This window comes from Acinetobacter lwoffii (genome assembly GCF_024129735.1).
Classification (GTDB): Bacteria; Pseudomonadota; Gammaproteobacteria; order Pseudomonadales; family Moraxellaceae; genus Acinetobacter; species Acinetobacter lwoffii_H.
In genome coordinates, this window is the sequence record NZ_JAMXXK010000003.1 from 81,994 (window position 1) to 101,887 (window position 19,894).

A 19,894-nucleotide genomic window follows, 5' to 3' on the forward strand; every position below is an offset into this window, starting at 1 on the left:
TTAAAATCCGCAGGGATTTTTTTATCTTCACTATCGTTTTTCCAGATCATTTCTAGAAATGAAAAATGAAGCAGGCATAAAAAATCCCTCCGAAGAGGGATTTTCTCATTCAACACATCACCAGTTAAGCAAGCAGCAAGCTATTAATCCGCTTGACATATTCAGCAGGATTTTCTGGTAATCCACCTTCTGCAATCACTGCCTGGTCAAAGATCACATTGGCCAGATCATCAAACTGCGCCGAGCCATCCAGTTTTTTCACCAACGGATGTTCCGGGTTGATTTCCAAAATCGGCTTGATATCCGGCACAGGCTGACCTGCATCTTTCAGCATACGAACCAGCTGTGGAGACAATTCACCTTCTCCAGTCACCAGACAAGCCGGAGAATCGACCAGACGCGTCGTCACCCGCACTTCTTTGGTCTTGTCTTTTAATGAATCCGTCAACTTATCCACCACCGGTTTAAACTGGGCTGCGGCTTCTTCAAGGGCTTTCTTCTCTTCGGCATCCTGAAGGTCACCTAAGTCAACTGCACCTTTCGACACGTTTTGCAAAGGCGTACCATCGAACTCATTCACAAAGTTCATCGCCCATTCATCCACGCGTTCAGTCATCAACAGAACTTCAATGCCTTTTTTCTTGAACAGTTCCAGTTGCGGTGAATTTTTCGCAGCATTCAGGCTATCTGCAGTCACATAATAAATGGCTTTCTGGCCGTCTTTCATGCGTGCTTTATAGTCTGCCAATGACGTGCTAACTTCATCATTGGTCGAAGTCGCATAACGCAGCAGTTTCAAGATACGTTCACGGTTACTGAAATCTTCACCCAGACCTTCTTTCAATACTGAAGCAAATTCCTGATAGAAAGTCTTAAAGTTTGCCTGATCTTTTTCATCTTCAGATTTAGCCAGATTATCCAAAATGGTCAGGATACGGCGGGTATTGCCTTCACGGATGGTTTTTACATCACGGCTTTCTTGCAGTAATTCACGACTCACGTTCAATGGCAGATCGGCACTGTCCACCACACCCTGTACAAAGCGCAGATAGTTTGGAATCAGATTATCCGCATCATCCATAATGAACACACGTTTCACATACAGTTTGATACCCGCTTTGGATTCACGGGTGAAAATATCATGTGGCGCTTTGCTTGGAATATATAATAACTGGGTATATTCAGTGCTGCCTTCCACCCGATTATGCGCCCAAGCCAATGGCGCTGCGAAATCATGGCTTAAGTTCTTGTAGAACTCGACATACTGCTCTTCAGTGATTTCAGACTTGTTACGAGTCCATAATGCGCTGGCCGAGTTAATGGCTTCCCACTCATCGGTTTTGACATACTGGCCACCTTTAGATGTTTCACCTTCAGCCGCTTCTTCTTCCTGCCAGACTTCTTTTTGCATCTGGATTGGCAGGCTGATGTGGTCTGAATATTTATTGATAATCTGCTTCACTTTATAGCTTTGCAGATAATCCAGCGCATCGTCACGTAAGTGCAGAATAATATCGGTACCACGTCCTTGTTTCGTGATCTGTTCAACTTCGAACTCACCAGTACCACCACTGATCCAGCGCACCCCTTCAGAGACATCTGTGCCAGCACGACGCGATTCTACCGTGATCTTGTCAGCCACAATAAAACCGGAATAGAAACCGACACCAAACTGGCCAATTAGCTGGGCATCAGCTTTTTGATCGCCGGTCAGTTTGGACATAAAGTCTTTGGTGCCTGATTTGGCAATAGTCCCTAAATTATCAATGGCTTCCTGCTCGCTCAAGCCAATCCCGTTGTCTGAAATGGTAATGGTTTTATTGTCTGCATCCAGACTGACACGAACGCGCAGATCAGGATCATTTTCATAAAATTCAGGATGGTTAATCCCTTCAAAACGTAATTTGTCACATGCATCTGAGGCATTCGAGATCAATTCGCGTAGGAAAATTTCAGGGTTTGAATAAAGCGAATGGGTCACGAGATGTAGTAACTGAGCCACTTCAGCCTGGAAACTATGTTTTTGTGCGCTAGACTCGCTCATTAATCACTCCTTTTATTTTAAATACAGGTCAATACTGTTGCCTATATGAATGGAGTGAGTTACTAAATTTTCAATAGCCAGTTGTATATTTTTTCTCAAGATATTTTATAAAGGATCTCTTGATCTAAAATGACTTGGATTTGTAAAGGCTTAGGTTTAAGGCTTAATAAGGCCCAAGCTTATAAATACGTTGAAATTGCAGGTCTATTTGCTGCTGACGCATATTATAGACCTGACTCAGACAGGACACAGATTCCTGACAGCGGTCACGGAACTGTAGCCATTTCACCTGATCACGCTGGATCACCGAACGGGTTCCCATAGGCACCATACGGCGTAAAATATGATAGCTGGTACTCATCTTGACATCGGCATCATTGAGCAGGCGATGTTCACAAATCGCTTTCTCTGTCACGGTTTCAGCTTTCTGACAATCAAAACTTGCCGCATAGGCAGACCCTGCCAGCAGGGTGAAGAAGATCACAATACCTTGGCTTAAAAACTTCATGCTGATCTTCCTTATTATTCAATTATTAAGTCGTATTCAATTAATATTTACTTTATTCGTTTTAATATAGTTGAACATTGCCGATCTGCTCAATTTCAATAAGTTATAAATCGTTGTTATTTTGAAAAAAAAGCCTCATTTAAGATGAGGCTTTTTTGTTGAGCAAGGCTAGAATTTAGAACTTGTAGCTATAACCGATCGTGTAAACCCAAGGATCAATATTCAAGTCGAATTTAGTATTATCAGCATCATCTAATGTCACTTCAGGACTCAAATCTGCATAGCGCACGTCAGCAAATACCCCCCAGTTTTTGGCATCTGCTGGCTGATAGTTAAAACCAACTTGTCCGGCAACACCAAATTCCTCTTTGACGTCTTTTGCTGCACCTTCTTCATCCCAAGCGATAAAGGCTGTTCCACCCAAACCTACGTATGGCGTAAAACGTGTAGAGTTTTTAAAGTGATATTTAGCGGTAATAGTTGGTGGGAGATGTTTAATCTTGGCAATTTTCCCTAGACCCTGAGCAGAAATGTCATGGTTAAACGGGGTAGCCAATAATAATTCTGCCGAGATATTGTCATTAAAGAAGTATTCGACTGAAGGCGTAAAACCATATTCTTGATCCGCTTCTACGACTAAACCTGGTGCAATTTCAGTGTCACTTGATGGTGCTAAAGAACTGGCACCAACTTTCACCTGCCATTGACCAGCCATCGCAGATGCAGAAAGACCCATTAATGCAATTAGAGCTACTTGCTTTAACATTTTAAAACACCCCACAGGAAGAATAATTATTAAGAAAATAAATCTTAATTAATAATAAACACGAGGAAAAATAATATGCAATAAGGATTATAAAACTAATTTTTAATTATTATTTAACATACTGATTTAAGAAGTAATTTATTTTAAATTGACTAGAATGGTTGGTTTTAAATACCAAGTATATTAATCAGATAAATATGGTTTTATTCAGACCAAAATAATCAAGTTTATATTAATTTTTATTTAAATATATATTTTAAATACATCTTATAATTTATTTTAAATCTAGGCAAATCTGCTCCGATTTATATCAGAGCAGATTAAAAAGGACTTACAGAACCATGGCTGCAATCCAGCCAAAAATCATCAACGGAATATTAAAATGAATGAAGGTTGGAACCACACTATCCTTCATATGGTCATGCTGACCATCCATATTCAGACCAGAAGTTGGGCCTAAAGTTGAATCTGAAGCAGGAGAACCGGCATCACCCAAAGCCGCCGCAGTCCCGATAATCGCAATGGTCGCAGCCGGGCTGAAACCAAACTGGATACACAGCGGCACATAGATAATCGCTAGAATGGGAATGGTTGAGAAAGACGAACCAATGCCTAGGGTAATTAGCAAACCAATCAATAACATCAGGAAGGCAGCCAATGCCTGACTATTACCAATCCAGTTCACTGATGCTTCAACCAAGGTTGGTACCTGATTAGTCGCTTCAATCACCGCGGCAAAGCCTTGTGCCGCAATCATGATAAAGCCAACTAGCGCCATCATGCGCATACCGGTAATGATCACATCATCCGCTTCTTTCCATTTAAAGATCCCGGCACAACTCAGGATTGCGACACCGACCAGACCGGCCAGAATCATCGAGTCTGAATACAGCTGTACCGCCAATGTGGCAATAACTGCAAGGCCGGCCATCCAGATGGTAAATTTGGCAATCTGCGGTTTAACCTGCTCAGCCACACCTAATTCAGCGGAAATACTTTGCTGTTCCTGGACATGAATATCTTGATATTGACGTGGTTTGCGATAGCTAATAAAGATCGCCACCAATAAGCCCACAAACATACCGAATACTGGAATTGCCATCGCAGATGGAATCTGGTCATAGCTAATTTCAAATCCATATGGCTTACCAAAAGTATTGATGTTATGACCCAGAATGTCATTCAGGAAGATGGCACCAAAACCGACCGGAATCAGCATATAGGTGCCTACCAGACCAAAGGTCAGCAAACAGGCAATCAAACGACGGTCGAGCTTTAAATGGTTAAATACAGCCAATAGTGGCGGAATCAGTACCGGAATAAAGGCAATATGCACGGGAATAACGTTCTGCGAGAACACGGCAGCAATAGCAACTGTGAAAAAGATCAGATATTTCACCCGGTTTTGCGCTTTAAAATCGGCCTCACCTTTTAAGGTACTGATCATTTTATAAGCCAGCAAATCCGGTAAACCCGAACGTGCCAGAGCCAAAGCAAATGCACCTAAAATACCGTAAGCCAAGGCAATTTTAGCACCACCACCCAAGCCATTGTTAAACGCGTCCAAGGTTCCCTGCAGGCCTAGACCTGCCAATAAACCACCTGTAACAGCACCAATGACCAGGGCAAAAACCACAGGTACACGTGCCAACGAGAGTCCGAACATGACTCCAATAGCAGCAAGAATTGCGAACATAATGAATCGGAATAGAGAGAAAGCGGCTATTTTATCAGAAAATACGGATAAAAATTCCGCCACTTTTTTCTGGTCGGGTCATGTTTTGCGGAGTGGCTTATCAATGAGTGGTCGCAGATTTACGCTGAATAAACTCATCAATCAATTGAGCGACTTGCTCCGACTGACTCAGAATCGCCCAGTGATTGGCAGCCAGTTCTACTTTCGAGAAATCATCCACCCATTTTGACACCTCATCGACCAGATCTGGCCCGACAAACTGGTCATATTTCAGCACAATCGCCTGTACCGGACAGATGGCAAAGCGCTGCCGTGGTTGAGCTAAGCGTGGCAAAAAATTGGCCCGATACAGGTTCACACCATATTTGCCATCTTTGACAATATGCGGGTTGAGTGGCAGATCATCGTGTCTTTCCAGTTGCTGCACGATCTTGCCCCAACGCTGCGGATTAAAAAAATTCCAGGCCAACGGCGCCACTAAAGGCAACTGAAACATCGCGATATACCAAGATTTGCTCATTTGCTTTAAAAATTTTGCTTTGTTTTGCTGGAACTGTTCACGCATCCAGAAAGCGGCATGATCCAGACATGGCCCAGATAAGGTGCTATAAGACAGAATTCGCCCTTTAAAGCGTGGATCGGTGACAGATTCCCAGGACTGAATTGAGCCCCAGTCATGCGCAGCCAGATGAAAAGCTCGATTCGGCAATACCTTATTCACCACCTCTTCCAGATCCTGACTTAAACGGGCCAAGCGGTAATCGGAGATTTTTTTGGGAATACTGGACTCCCCTGCGCCACGGACATCATAGGTCACCACAAAATAATCCTGACTCAAATGAGCAATGACTGGCTCCCAAACCGCTTGATGATCAGGATAGCCATGAACCAGTACCAAGGCCGGCTGTTCGGGTTGTCCATAAGTTTTGACACAGAGACGCTGCTGATCCGTGGTATCGACCCATTGCATGTGCATTTCCATCTTTTAATCCTGTTTTTATTATTGACCACTTAGTTTATAAATCGGCATGATTGATCAATGCCAGCGCATTTTTGTTGCTCTAGTATGCATAATCACAGCCGCAAAAAGAATGTCAGTATGAGCCTATTCCAGAAAATTCAAAAACTGCCTCTGGTTTCAAAATTTATTCTGAACCGCTATGCCCCTTATCGTGGTGCAGGCATTGAAATTAATAAGATTGATTTTAATAATTATCACGTTCGGGTCAAAATGCCGCTGACCCGTAAAAACCAGAATATTGTCGGTGTGCATTTTGGTGGCAGCCTGTATTCGATGGTCGATCCCTTTTACATGTTATTGCTGATGCATCATTTGGGGCCGAAATATCTGGTCTGGGATAAAGGCGCCAGCATTCAGTTTTTGGCACCGGGTCGCGGCACAGTGGTGGCGGATATTCGGATTTCTGCTGAAGAAATTACCACGATTATCAATCTGGCGGCCGATAATGCGCCAGTGTATCGACATTATCAGCTGAATATTTATGATGAAGCCGGGGTCAGAATTGCCGAAGTAGAAAAAACGGTGTATATCCGGCGGAAACAGAGCAAAGCGAAAATTAACGCTCCTAAATAAGATAAAAGCGCCACATTGGCGCTTTTAAATCTAGCTAAATCTGAAATGACTTTCGACTTAACGACGACGGTTATCCTGTTCAATCGCAGCACCGGCACCACCACCGATTGCACCACCAATTGCAGCACCCGCGTTACCACCGAAGATGCTTTTACCGACTGCTGAACCAACAGCACCACCTACACCACTATAGGTCGCATTACGATTTGAACCGCCTTGGGATTTACTACCCACTGCCGCACCGGCACCACCACCAACAGCTGCACCAACGCCACCGCCGACTTTATTACCGACACCACCACCGACTGCACCACCAAGGGCCGCAGCACCGATCCGTTGCTCATTGGCAGACATACTTTCACAACCCGCCAACATAAAGGTGGAAAGAGTGGCAACTGCCATAACACCCATTAATTTTTTCATGACCTTGGCCTTCCTGTCTTGCTTTAATTAAGCTTATCTTCATTTTATGAAACTAAAATCTGTAGCGTGTTACTTCTCTCGGTATTCCTGCTGAGTTTTGTAAATATCAATGGATTATTCTTCTGTTCAAGATGTCTTATTTATAAATTTCAGACAAAAAAAGACGCCCGAAGGCGTCTCTTTTCTCAGCTTTAACTAGAATTAGAATTCTTCGTTAAATGCCTGACTTAGAGCTTGGTCTACATCAGAGAAGTCATTGTGCAGTTCAAATTCTGCAGCTTCTGCTTCTTGACGACGACGCTCTAGGTGGTAAGCCAAACCTGTACCCGCTGGGATCAGACGACCTACAACCACGTTCTCTTTCAAGCCACGTAAGTCATCTTCTTTACCTGTTACAGCCGCTTCAGTTAACACACGCGTGGTTTCCTGGAACGATGCAGCAGAGATGAACGAGTCAGTAGAAAGCGACGCTTTCGTAATACCCATCAATTGACGTTCAAACTTCGCAGGGAACTTGTTTTGCGCAAGAACTGCTTGGTTTTCCTGAACAACACGGATGTAATCCACTTGTTCGCCTTTGATGAAGCTGGTATCGCCACCGTCAGTGATATCAACTTTACGCAGCATTTGACGTACGATCACTTCAATATGCTTGTCGTTGATTTTTACACCTTGCAGACGGTATACGTCCTGAACTTCGTTCACGATGTAGTTTGTCAGCGCAACTTCGCCTTTCAAACGCAAGATATCGTGCGGGTTCTGTGGACCATCAGAAATAGTTTCACCACGGTTCACATGTTCGCCTTCGAACACGTTAATCGTACGCCATTTCGGAATCAGCTCTTCATAAATCTCAGAGCCATCATCCGGCGTAATCACCAGACGGTTCTTACCTTTGGTCTCTTTACCAAAGCTTACAACACCCGACACTTCTGCAAGGATTGCATGCTCTTTTGGCTTACGTGCTTCGAACAAGTCAGCTACACGCGGCAGACCACCGGTAATATCACGGGTACGTGAAGTTTCTTGTGGTACACGACCGATGACATCACCGACACCAATCGTTTCGCCATCACGAACAGAAAGAATCGTGTTCTGTGGCAGGAAGTAGAACTGTTCGCCACCATCAACGGTATCTAACACAACAGCAGGACGCAAATCTTTACCTGACGCAGGACGTGAAGTCACTGGCAAGATTTCAATGGTTGACATACCTGTTGCATCATCAGTTTTAGAAGTTACGGTTACGCCATCAGCAATCTGGCTGAAACGTACTTTACCTGCAACTTCTGTTACTAATGGATGTGTATGCGGATCCCAAGTCGCCACAATACCGCCTGCTTCTACAGCTTCGCCATCTTTCAGCAAGATAGACGCACCGTAAGGAAGTTTATAGCGCTCGCGCTCACGACCTAAATCATCCGCAATACCGATTTCACCTGAACGTGAAGTCGATACCAAGTGACCTTTGGCATGTTGTACTGTTTTCACGTTGTGGAAACGTACTGTACCTTGGTTACGAACTTGTACGCTGTTTGCAGCAGAAGTTCGGCTTGCAGCACCACCGACGTGGAAGGTACGCATCGTTAACTGTGTACCTGGCTCACCAATCGATTGAGCTGCCATTACACCAACAGACTCACCCGGGTTCACCTGATGACCACGTGCTAGGTCACGACCGTAACATTTCGCACATACACCGAAGGTAGACGCACAGTTCACGACTGAACGTACTTTAATTTCGTCGACACCTTGGCTTTCGATAAACGTCGCCAATTTCTCGTCAATTAACGTATTACGAGGAAGTAGAACTTCATCTGTACCTACACGTTTCACATCTTCAGCAACCACACGACCCAATACTCGTGCACCCAGGTTTTCGATGACATCGCCACCTTGAATGAACGGAGTCATTACCAGACCGTCATACGTACCACAATCTGGCTCGGTAATGACCAAGTCCTGCGCAACGTCTACTAGACGACGAGTCAAGTAACCAGAGTTCGCAGTTTTCAGTGCTGTATCGGCCAAACCTTTACGCGCACCGTGTGTCGAGATGAAGTACTGAAGTACGGTCAAACCTTCACGGAAGTTCGCTTTAATCGGCGTTTCAATGATCGAGCCATCCGGCTTCGCCATCAAACCACGCATACCCGCCAACTGACGAATCTGAGCTGCCGAACCACGGGCACCCGAGTCAGACATCATGTAGATCGAGTTGAATGATTTTTGCTTCTCGTCTTCACCCTGTTTGTTCTTCACAGTGGTAAAAGACAAGTTGTCCATCATCGCTTTAGCAACCTGGTCATTGGTACGCGCCCAAATATCGACCACTTTGTTATAACGTTCGCCGGCAGTTACGAAACCTTGTTCGAACTGTTGTTCGATTTCACGAACTTCAGCTTCCGCTTTACCAATAATTGCTTGTTTTTGCGGTGGAATAACCATGTCTTCCATACCGACAGATACACCTGAACGCGTCGCTTGACGGAAGCCCAAGTACATCAACTGGTCAGCGAAGATAACAGTATCTTTCAGACCCAATTTACGGTAGCAAGAGTTAATTAATTTCGAGATGTTTTTCTTGGTCATCTCAACGTTAATTTGCTGGAAATCCATACCTTCAGGTACAACTTCCCAAAGTAGGCAGCGACCAGGCGTCGTATCTACAATAATGGTTTGCTGTTCACGGTTACCATCTTCGTCGATCACAGTCTGGTGTACACGTGCTTTAACGCGAGCGTGTAGATCAACCTGACCTGTTGCCAGTGCACGGTTTACTTCGTGAGTATCCGCGAACACCATGCCTTCACCTTTGGCATTGATTGCATCACGCGTGATGTAATACAAGCCCAAGACAACGTCCTGAGACGGTACGATGATTGGCTCACCATTCGCTGGAGACAAGATGTTATTCGTCGACATCATTAACGCACGAGCTTCAAGCTGAGCTTCAAGTGTTAATGGTACGTGTACCGCCATTTGGTCACCATCGAAGTCGGCGTTAAACGCAGCACATACGAGTGGGTGTAGACGGATCGCTTTACCTTCGATCAGGATCGGTTCAAATGCTTGAAGACCCAAACGGTGAAGAGTTGGCGCACGGTTCAACATCACTGGATGTTGACGAATCACGTGAGCAAGAACGTCCCAAACTTCCGGGGTTTCGCGCTCAACCATTTTCTTCGCAGCTTTAATGGTAGTTGCTTGACCAGAAGCTTGTAGTTTCGCGAAAATGAATGGCTTGAACAGTTCAAGTGCCATTTTCTTCGGAAGACCACATTGGTGCAAACGCAGGTTTGGACCAACAGTAATTACCGAACGACCAGAGTAGTCAACACGCTTACCAAGTAAGTTTTGACGGAAACGACCTTGCTTACCTTTGATCATGTCTGCCAAAGATTTAAGCGGACGCTTGTTCGAACCGGTAATTGCACGACCACGACGACCGTTATCTAGCAATGCATCTACAGACTCTTGTAACATACGTTTTTCGTTACGTACGATGATGTCTGGCGCTGCAAGGTCAAGAAGACGCTTCAAACGGTTGTTACGGTTGATCACACGACGATAAAGATCGTTCAGGTCAGAAGTCGCGAAACGACCACCTTCAAGTGGTACAAGCGGACGAAGGTCTGGTGGAAGAACTGGAAGTACAGTTAACACCATCCATTCTGGCTTGTTGTTCGAATCGTTGAATGCTTCCATCAACTTCAAACGCTTAGACGCTTTTTTCAGCTTGGTTTCTGAAGTTGTAACAGGAATTTCTTCACGAAGACGTGCAATTTCAGCTTCAAGATCGATGTCTTTCAACAAGTCTTGAACCGCTTCAGCACCCATTTTCGCTGTGAATTCATCACCGTGTTCTTCTAATGCATTGAAGTATTCTTCATCATTTAGAAGTTGGTATTTCTCAAATGGAGTCATACCCGGATCGGTCACTACATAAGATTCGAAATACAATACACGTTCAATATCACGTAGCGTCATGTCTAATAATAGACCGATACGGCTAGGCAATGATTTCAAGAACCAGATGTGTGCAACTGGAGAAGCCAGCTCGATGTGACCCATACGTTCACGACGAACTTTCGCAGTTGTTACTTCAACGCCACATTTTTCACAAATGACGCCTTTGTATTTCATACGCTTGTATTTACCACACAAGCATTCGTAATCTTTCACTGGACCAAAGATTTTGGCACAGAACAAACCATCACGTTCAGGCTTGAACGTACGATAGTTAATGGTTTCTGGCTTTTTAACTTCACCGTGAGACCATGACTTAATCATTTCTGGTGACGCAAGACCAATACGGATGCGGTCAAACTCTACTGGAGCATGACCGTCTGAATCCGTCTTTTTGCGCATGATATCGAGCAAGTCTTTCAATTTTTTTCTCCGTGTGTTGTGGAGATTTTCACTCAACAACTGGGTCACAAATATTGTTTTTTAACTGAATTGGGAATCCCAAGAATCCCCCTCAATCCCCCTTTGTTAAGGGGGGAAGCCCCTCTTTATCAAAGAGGGGTTTGGGGAGATTTAATGGAGATTCTTAGTCACCATTTTTCAGTTCAATGTTGATACCTAAAGAACGGATCTCTTTGGTCAATACGTTGAACGATTCAGGCATGCCCGGGTCCATATAATGGTTGCCATCTACAATGTTCTTGTAGATACGGGTACGGCCTTCAACGTCATCCGATTTCACAGTCAGCATTTCTTGTAGCGTATATGCTGCACCGTAAGCTTCTAGTGCCCAGACTTCCATCTCACCGAAACGCTGACCACCGAATTGTGCTTTACCACCAAGCGGCTGTTGCGTAACTAGAGAGTAAGAACCAGTTGAACGCGCATGCATCTTGTCATCAACCAAGTGGTTCAGTTTCAGCATGTACATGTAACCAACAGTTACCGGACGGTCGAAACGCTCACCAGTACGACCATCATATAATACGGTCTGACCAGTACTAGACAGGCCTGCAAGTTGTAACAACTCTTTGATCTGACCTTCTTCAGCACCATCGAATACAGGAGTAGCCAAAGGTACACCAGCACGCAAGTTGCCAGAAAGTTTCAAGATTTCTTCATCAGTCAAGCTATCAAGATCTTCTTGCTCGCCACCAACTTTGTTGTAAATCTTGTCTAGGAAATCACGAAGCTCAAGTACAGTACGTTGCTCTTTCATCATCTTGTCGATTTGATCGCCAAGACCTTTCGCCGCCATACCCAAGTGAGTTTCAAGAATCTGACCCACGTTCATACGCGATGGTACGCCCAGCGGGTTCAATACGATATCAACAGGTACACCGTTGGCATCATGTGGCATGTCTTCTACTGGCAAGATGTTTGATACAACACCTTTGTTACCGTGACGACCCGCCATCTTATCACCCGGCTGGATGCGACGTTTTACAGCAAGATAAACTTTAACTACTTTCAATACGCCAGTCGTCAGTTCATCACCTGTAGAAAGTTTGCGTTTTTTCTCAGCAAATTTCTCGTCAATTTCGAAGCTCTTCTCTTTCAAGAACACTTGAATTTGAGTTAAACGTTCAGCAATTGCTTCATCAACTGGTTGAATTTCAAGAAGATCAACAAGCTCTAAACCAGACAACACATCTTCAGACAGTTTGTCGCCACGTTTAGTTGTACCGCCACCATTCGACTCTTGGCCATTCAGTAGACGGATTACACGTTCACGTGCAGCTTCTTCGAAGATTTTAAATTCTTCTTTCAAGTCTTTACGGTATGCGTCCAATTGTGCTTTTTCAATTGCTTGAGCACGTTCGTCTTTTTCAAGACCGTCACGTGTAAACACTTGAACGTCAATCACAGTACCTTTTGTACCTGATGGAACGCGTAAAGATGAGTCTTTTACGTCAGCCGCTTTTTCACCGAAGATTGCACGTAGCAATTTTTCTTCTGGAGTAAGCTGTGTTTCACCTTTAGGGGTTACTTTACCTACAAGGATGTCCCCAGCAGTTACTTCAGCACCAATGTAAACGATACCTGACTCGTCCAGTTTAGACAGAGCAGCTTCACCTACGTTCGGAATATCAGCAGTGATTTCTTCCGCACCCAGTTTGGTATCACGTGCGACACATGATAATTCCTGGATATGAATAGACGTTAAACGGTCTTCTTGAAGAACACGCTCAGATAACAAGATCGAGTCTTCGTAGTTGTAACCATTCCAGGTCATAAACGCAACGCGCATGTTTTGACCCAATGCCAACTCACCGCCATCAGTCGATGGACCATCAGCCAGTACATCACCACGACCTACTTTATCGCCCAGGTTCACAAGAACTTTCTGGTTGATACAAGTGTTCTGGTTCGAACGGGTGTATTTGATCAGGTTGTAGATATCTACACCTGCTTCACCTGCGATCATTTCGTCTTCATTCACACGAATAACCACACGAGATGCATCAACAAACTCGATACGACCACCACGCTGAGCGATCACACATACACCTGAGTCATGTGCTACGTTCGCTTCCATACCGGTACCAACAAGCGGCTTGTCAGCGATCAACGTCGGAACTGCCTGACGTTGCATGTTCGAACCCATTAACGCACGGTTGGCGTCATCGTGTTCTAGGAATGGAATCAGTGAGGCTGCTACAGATACGACCTGCTGAGCAGATACATCCATATGCGTTACTTTTTCAGGAGGAATACGTACGAAGTCACCCTGATGACGAACAGATACAAACTCTTCTGTTAAGTTACCGTCTTTATCCATTGCAGAATCGGCCTGTGCAATCACAGTGCCTACTTCTTCAATTGCAGAGAGGTATTCAACTTCATCTGTTACACGACCATCAACAACCTTACGGTATGGGGTTTCCAGGAAACCGAAGTTGTTACATTTCGCATAAACAGAAAGCGAGTTGATCAAACCAATGTTTGGACCTTCCGGTGTTTCAATTGGACATACACGACCGTAGTGAGTTTGATGTACGTCACGTACTTCAAAGCCTGCACGCTCACGTGTTAAACCGCCGGGACCAAGCGCAGAAACACGACGTTTGTGGGTAATCTCAGATAACGGGTTGTTTTGATCCATAAACTGAGATAACTGGCTTGAACCAAAGAATTCTTTGATTGCAGCAGCTACTGGCTTCGCATTGATCAAATCTTGCGGAGACAGGTTGTCAGTTTCAGCTTGGCTTAAACGTTCTTTAACAGCACGTTCTACACGAACCAGACCTACACGGAATTGGTTTTCTGTCATTTCACCAACAGAACGAACACGACGGTTACCCAAGTGATCGATATCGTCGACTTCACCTTTACCGTTACGGATTTCAACTAATGTTTTTAATACATCAGTGATATCTTCGTTCGAGAGAATGCCTTCAACTTCACGTGACTTCTGATCTGTACCGACTTCGTAAGGACGACCCAAACGACGGTTGAACTTCATACGACCCACTGGAGACAAGTCATAACGTTCAGAAGAGAAGAACAAGTTATTGAATAAGTTTTCAGCAGCTTCTTTTGTTGGTGGCTCGCCTGGGCGCATCACTTTGTAGATTTCTACCAATGCTTCTTCACGATTGCTCGTTGTATCTGCACGTAGAGAATCTGCAACGAATGAACCGCGGTCGATATCATTGGTGAACAGAATATTGAACTGCTTCACGCCGCCTTCTGCAATTTTCACCATGATTTCATGGCTTAATACAGTATTGGCTGCAATCACATCACCATCTTTTAGTGGGATGTCTTCAGCAGTGATACGCTCATACAGGTACTCATCAGGCACTGCAAGTTTTTCAAGACCTGAAGCTTCCATTTGACGTACATGACGCGCATTGATACGTTTACCTTGCTCAACAATTGCCTTGCCATCCTTGTCCAGGATGTCAAATTGTGCCATTTCGCCACGCAGACGTTCAGGCACCAGGTCAATCTGGTAGCTACCCATGTCAAGATACACAGGTACTTTCTCGTAGAACATGTCGAGAATGTTTTCGTTGCTATAACCCAAGGCACGAAGCACCACAGTCGCAAGCAATTTACGACGACGGTCAATACGTACATAGACGAGGTCTTTGGCATCGAATTCAAAGTCTAACCATGAACCACGGTAAGGAATGATACGTGCTGAATAAAGGACTTTACCACTTGAGTGAGTCTTGCCTTTATCGTGGTCAAAGAATACGCCTGGTGAACGGTGTAATTGTGACACGATCACACGCTCGGTACCGTTAATCACAAAGGTACCGTTATCCGTCATTAATGGCATTTCGCCCATATAGACTTCTTGTTCACGTACGTCTTTAATTGACTTCGTTTCACGATCTTTCAGGATCAAACGAATTTTTACACGCATTGGTGCTGCATAAGTTGAGCCACGAAGAATACATTCGCGTACATCAAACTCAGGCTTACCAAGACTATACTCAACAAATTCTAAAGCAGCATTGCCAGAATAACTTTCAATAGGAAAAACTGAACGAAATGCGGCTTGGAGACCGATATCTTCGCGGTTTTTTGGTGATTTGCCATCTTGTAAGAATGTTCTGTACGAGTCGACTTGAATCGCGAGCAAGTACGGAGCATCCATGACGCTAGGCAATTTACCAAAATTCTTACGGATCCGTTTCTTTTCGGTATATGAGTATGCCATCTGGAGTCCTCGGAAAGTGTAAACCAAGCCCGCCTGCAGAACGGGCTCAGAAGGAATTACGCTGGCCGATATGGCCACCACTCTTTACAAATGCTGCAATTTTTAGTGGTATTAAAACGCTTATCAATATTTTTTAATGAAAAATATTGGTAAACGTTTGTTCATTATGTTTATTTTCAATTTGTATGATTTTTATATCATGCAAACAAAAATCGAGCCGATTATTGTAACGCAAAAAGGCTGATGACCCAAGAGCCATCAGCCAATTTTTGGAGCCGATTATAAAAAAACCGGCTCCCTTAAGAAATTACTTAAGAGTAACTGTAGCACCAGCTTCTTCAAGTTTCTTCTTAAGCTCTTCGCCTTCTTCTTTAGAAACGCCTTCTTTAAGAACTGCAGGAGCGCCTTCAACCATGTCTTTAGCTTCTTTCAAGCCAAGGCCAGTCGCTTCACGAACTGCTTTAATTACAGCAACTTTGTTCGCGCCGAAAGAAGTCAATTCAACATTGAATTCAGTTTGTTCTTCAGCAGCAGCAGCAGCAGGACCAGCAGCAACAGCTACAGCAGCAGCAGATACATTGAATTTCTCTTCGAAAGCAGAGATAAGTTCAACAAGTTCAAGAACAGTTTTTTCAGCAACTGCGTTTAGGATTTCTTCGTTTGTTAAAGCCATGAGATTAACTCCAAATGGGTATTGAATGATGTGTGTTTAAGTTTGAGCTTAAGCAGCTTCTGACTCGTTTTTCTCTTGAAGCGCTGTAAGTAAGCGGCCCAATTTCGAAATAGGAGCTTGAAGAACGTTTGCAAGCATAGTAAGCGCTTTCTCTTGGTTCGGAAGATTCGCGATTACGCTAACTTCTGCACCTTGATAAAGTTTGCCATCAAATGCAGCAGCTTTAAGTTCAAATGCTTTATTAGTTTTAGCGAATTCTTCGAACAAACGTGCAGCAGCACCCATGTCGTCTTCAGAATTCGAGAAAGCTAAGATTGTTGGGCCAACAAGGTTGTCGTTCAAGATATTGAATTGAGTATCTTGAAGAGCACGTTTAGCCAAAGTGTTACGCACGATACGTGTAGTAACACCAAGTTTACGCGCTTCAACACGTAGAGTAGTTAACTGCTCTACAGTCAAACCTTGGTAGTCAGCAACAACAGCAGCAAATGCAGTAGAAGCAACTTCAGCTACTTCAGCTACGATCTGTTTTTTGCCTTCGATAAGAAGAGCCATTGTAAAACCTCCTAACGGTGATTTATGTACTTACGCGAAGTACACTCCCAATTCGCAAGACCATCACTGGACTCACACGCGGAGGATGAACAAATCACACCACCGCGTCTACGCAGGCTGGGCTATTAAGAGAGAAGCATAAAACTTCCCTCGCCCGCGGTCTTTGACGCTGATAAATTTTCATTTACCAATTCAAAGTTTGCCTAAATTATCCCCTCTCCTTTTAGGAGAGGGCTAGGGAGAGGTTTAACCCTCTTCCCGACCTTCTCCCAGAGGGAGAAGGAGACATCTTCAGGGCTTTAAAATTCTGTAATAAGTCGAGACTTATTTAGAAACGTTTGCTACATCAACGATCAAACCAGGACCCATAGTTGAGCTCAAAGTGATCTTTTGAATGTATACGCCTTTAGACGTAGCAGGTTTCAAACGCTTCAAGTCAGCAACAAGTGCTTCAACGTTTTGACGAACAGCAGCAGCTTCAAAACCTACTTGACCGATCGCAGCGTGGATAATACCAGCTTTGTCTACGCGGTAACGTGCTTGACCAGCTTTTGCATTTTTAACTGCAGTAGCAACGTCAGGAGTTACAGTACCCACTTTAGGGTTTGGCATTAAGCCACGTGGACCAAGGATCGTACCAAGTTTACCTACAACGCGCATTGCATCTGGAGCAGCAATTACTACGTCAAAGTCAAGGTTACCCGCTTGGATGCTTTCAGCAAGATCGTCGAAACCAACAACGTCTGCGCCTTCAGCTTTAGCAGCTTCAGCAGCAGCGCCTTGAGCGAATACAGCTACACGTACAGTTTTACCAGTACCTGCAGGAAGTGTAGTCGCGCCACGAACAACTTGGTCAGATTTACGAGGATCAACACCTAGGTTTACCGCGATATCTAGAGATTCTTTGAATTTAGGAGCTGGAAGGCTCTCTAAAACTGCAACAGCTTCTTCTAGCGTGTAAACTTTGTGCGCTTCTACAGCAGCTACAATCGCTTTTTGACGTTTAGTTAATTTAGCCATGTCTTAAAGCTCCACTTCCAAGCCCATAGAACGCGCAGAACCAGCAATGGTACGTACACGTGCGTCTAAATCAGCACCAGTCAAATCTGGTTCTTTAGTAGTCGCGATTTCTTCGATTTGAGCACGAGTCAACTTACCAACTTTAGTTTTGTTAGGTACAGCTGAACCCTTCTGGATACCAGCAGCTTTCTTAAGAAGAACAGCAGCAGGTGGAGTTTTCATGATGAATGTGAACGACTTGTCGTTGTACACAGTGATCACGACTGGAATTGGCAGACCAGCTTCAACTTTTTGTGTCGCAGCATTGAATTCTTTACAGAATGCCATGATGTTCACACCACGTTGACCTAGTGCAGGACCAATCGGTGGAGATGGATTCGCTTTACCAGCTGGAACTTGCAGCTTGATATAGCCGTCAATCTTCTTAGCCATTTCAAATTACCTCTGGGTGCAAACGCCGGTGAAGGCTCCCCAATGATTTCAAGTAACGATACCGTTACAACAACAATGCCTGACTTATAAATAAGTCAGGCGTTTTCAACCCATACAAATTAGACTGATTTTTCGACTTGACGAAATTCCAATTCAACTTGAGTTGGTCGGTTAAATACATTAATGGTCAGCGTTAAACGCGACTTTTCGTACTGAACTTCTTCCACCACACCTTTAAAGTCGGTGAATGGCCCGTCAACCACGAGTAATTCTTCGCCTGGTTCAAACATCGTCTTAGGACGAGGTGCTTCGCCAGTATTGCGTACACGCGCAAGAATCGCATCTGCTTCTTTTTGCGTAATCGGTGCCGGTTTTTCAGCCGTACCACCAATAAAACCTAAAACTTTTGGACATTCTTTAACAATGTGCCAAGTATCATCGTTCATTTCCATTTCGACTAGGACATAGCCAGGAAAGAACTTACGCTCTGATTTACGCTTCTTGCCATCCTTCATTTCTACCACTTCTTCGGTAGGAACAAGGACTTCACCAAAGCTATCGGCAACAGCGCTACGCTGGATTCGATCATTAAGCGAACGCATCACTTGTTTTTCATAACCTGAATAGGCATGAATAATGTACCAACGTTTCATAGCTCTCTTACCCGATAATAAACTTCATTAACCAGCCTAAAATATAGTCAAAACACCACAATAAGATGGATGCAATTACGACTACAACAAGAACTTGCCAAGATGTGGACATAGTCTCTTGTTTGGTAGGCCAGGTCACTCGACGCAACTCAATTCGTGCATCTTTCAGCAGACGAATAAAGCCTTTGCCTTGATGGGTGGCGTATAATAAACCGAATGCTGCAACGATACAAGCCAAAATCACCCCAACGCGCACCCAAATATCATTCGCAGGTGCCCAGTACGCTGGTAAATATTGGTTTACCATCATTGCACCAACCAATAAAATCAAGGCGATAACCCATAGAACCATGTCTAATGGAGAACCAGAACTTACATCTACTGCAGGATTATTTCTTTGAGGAATTGCCGCTTCGCCTAATGCGTCGCGTGATTTTTCATTCGACATTTTTGTACTCGTCGTAGGTTTCGCGACTTATTATATGACCAATTTTGCCGACATCAAGCGTCTTTTTAGAAACTTGGCAGGTCAGGAGGGACTCGAACCCCCAACATTCGGTTTTGGAGACCGACGCTCTACCAATTGAACTACTGACCTGCAAAACAACAAGTTGGAGCCTAAGCTCCAACCTGCTTGTCTTATTCTATGATTATGCAGTTACTTTAGCAACTACACCAGCACCCACTGTACGACCGCCTTCACGGATCGCAAAACGTAGACCTGGGTCCATTGCGATTGGGTGGATTAGCTCTACTGACATCTCAACGTTGTCACCAGGCATAACCATTTCCACACCTTCTTTAAGCGCGATCGCACCAGTTACGTCCGTAGTACGGAAGTAGAACTGTGGACGGTAACCGTTAAGGAATGGAGTGTGACGACCAC

16 protein-coding genes and 1 tRNA gene are annotated in these 19,894 nt (G+C 44.3%); 1 reads left to right on the forward strand and 16 read right to left on the reverse strand.

Going from position 1 to position 19,894, the window contains the following annotated elements:
* Positions 1 to 124: 124 nt before the first annotated feature.
* The 5 genes from htpG to NI469_RS01900 all read right to left on the reverse strand — a co-directional run bounded on the left by htpG (position 125) and on the right by NI469_RS01900 (position 5,996).
* Positions 125 to 2,044 carry a molecular chaperone HtpG gene (gene htpG / locus NI469_RS01880; RefSeq protein WP_253174300.1) on the reverse strand — a complete coding sequence of 640 codons (1,920 nt, stop codon included), beginning with the start codon at positions 2,042 to 2,044 and terminating at the stop codon, positions 125 to 127.
* A 163-nt stretch (positions 2,045 to 2,207) separates the two neighbouring features.
* Positions 2,208 to 2,552, reverse strand: coding sequence for a lysozyme inhibitor LprI family protein (locus tag NI469_RS01885; protein WP_195725242.1), 345 nt, complete (start codon positions 2,550 to 2,552; stop codon positions 2,208 to 2,210).
* A 175-nt stretch (positions 2,553 to 2,727) separates the two neighbouring features.
* A complete protein-coding gene (locus tag NI469_RS01890; RefSeq protein ID WP_253174302.1) occupies positions 2,728 to 3,318 on the reverse strand; it encodes an OmpW/AlkL family protein in 591 nt (196 codons plus the stop codon).
* A gap of 331 nt (positions 3,319 to 3,649) precedes the next feature.
* On the reverse strand, positions 3,650 to 5,014 hold the full coding sequence (locus NI469_RS01895) for a Na+/H+ antiporter family protein (RefSeq protein ID WP_253146785.1): 1,365 nt from the start codon (positions 5,012 to 5,014) through the stop codon (positions 3,650 to 3,652).
* 100 nt (positions 5,015 to 5,114) lie between these two features.
* A complete protein-coding gene (locus NI469_RS01900) occupies positions 5,115 to 5,996 on the reverse strand; it encodes an alpha/beta fold hydrolase (RefSeq protein WP_253146787.1) in 882 nt (293 codons plus the stop codon).
* 117 nt (positions 5,997 to 6,113) lie between these two features.
* Between NI469_RS01900 and NI469_RS01905 the strand changes: the two genes are divergently transcribed.
* Positions 6,114 to 6,608, forward strand: a complete 495-nt coding sequence (locus NI469_RS01905; protein WP_253174304.1) for a DUF4442 domain-containing protein — start codon at positions 6,114 to 6,116, stop codon at positions 6,606 to 6,608.
* A gap of 57 nt (positions 6,609 to 6,665) precedes the next feature.
* Here the strand turns inward: NI469_RS01905 and NI469_RS01910 are convergent, their stop codons facing one another.
* From NI469_RS01910 to NI469_RS01960, 11 genes are all read right to left on the reverse strand, one after another.
* Complete coding sequence (locus NI469_RS01910; RefSeq protein ID WP_005108070.1) at positions 6,666 to 7,031, reverse strand: glycine zipper domain-containing protein; 366 nt, start codon at positions 7,029 to 7,031, stop codon at positions 6,666 to 6,668.
* A gap of 201 nt (positions 7,032 to 7,232) precedes the next feature.
* Positions 7,233 to 11,423: a DNA-directed RNA polymerase subunit beta' gene (gene rpoC / locus NI469_RS01915; protein ID WP_004278609.1), complete on the reverse strand. Its 4,191-nt coding sequence runs from the start codon at positions 11,421 to 11,423 to the stop codon at positions 7,233 to 7,235.
* A 163-nt stretch (positions 11,424 to 11,586) separates the two neighbouring features.
* Entirely contained in the window at positions 11,587 to 15,675 is a 4,089-nt protein-coding gene (gene rpoB, locus NI469_RS01920; RefSeq protein ID WP_005102827.1) for a DNA-directed RNA polymerase subunit beta, read from the reverse strand.
* A 307-nt stretch (positions 15,676 to 15,982) separates the two neighbouring features.
* A complete protein-coding gene (gene rplL, locus NI469_RS01925; protein ID WP_004278611.1) occupies positions 15,983 to 16,348 on the reverse strand; it encodes a 50S ribosomal protein L7/L12 in 366 nt (121 codons plus the stop codon).
* Between the two features lie 48 nt (positions 16,349 to 16,396).
* Positions 16,397 to 16,903, reverse strand: coding sequence for a 50S ribosomal protein L10 (gene rplJ, locus NI469_RS01930; protein ID WP_004278612.1), 507 nt, complete (start codon positions 16,901 to 16,903; stop codon positions 16,397 to 16,399).
* Between the two features lie 324 nt (positions 16,904 to 17,227).
* The gene (gene rplA / locus NI469_RS01935) at positions 17,228 to 17,923 is read right to left on the reverse strand and encodes a 50S ribosomal protein L1 (RefSeq protein WP_004278613.1); all 696 of its coding nucleotides are present in this window, start codon (positions 17,921 to 17,923) and stop codon (positions 17,228 to 17,230) included.
* Positions 17,924 to 17,926: 3 nt separating this feature from the next.
* Positions 17,927 to 18,355 (reverse strand): 50S ribosomal protein L11, encoded by a 429-nt coding sequence (gene rplK, locus NI469_RS01940; protein ID WP_004278614.1) that lies wholly within the window; start codon positions 18,353 to 18,355, stop codon positions 17,927 to 17,929.
* A gap of 119 nt (positions 18,356 to 18,474) precedes the next feature.
* Positions 18,475 to 19,008: a transcription termination/antitermination protein NusG gene (nusG, locus tag NI469_RS01945; protein ID WP_004278615.1), complete on the reverse strand. Its 534-nt coding sequence runs from the start codon at positions 19,006 to 19,008 to the stop codon at positions 18,475 to 18,477.
* A 7-nt stretch (positions 19,009 to 19,015) separates the two neighbouring features.
* On the reverse strand, positions 19,016 to 19,456 hold the full coding sequence (secE, locus tag NI469_RS01950) for a preprotein translocase subunit SecE (protein ID WP_004278617.1): 441 nt from the start codon (positions 19,454 to 19,456) through the stop codon (positions 19,016 to 19,018).
* Between the two features lie 74 nt (positions 19,457 to 19,530).
* Positions 19,531 to 19,606: transfer RNA gene (locus NI469_RS01955), tRNA-Trp, on the reverse strand.
* 52 nt (positions 19,607 to 19,658) lie between these two features.
* Positions 19,659 to 19,894 (reverse strand): EF-Tu C-terminal domain-related protein (locus tag NI469_RS01960; protein WP_475653502.1); only part of this gene is annotated, 236 nt, incomplete at its 5' end.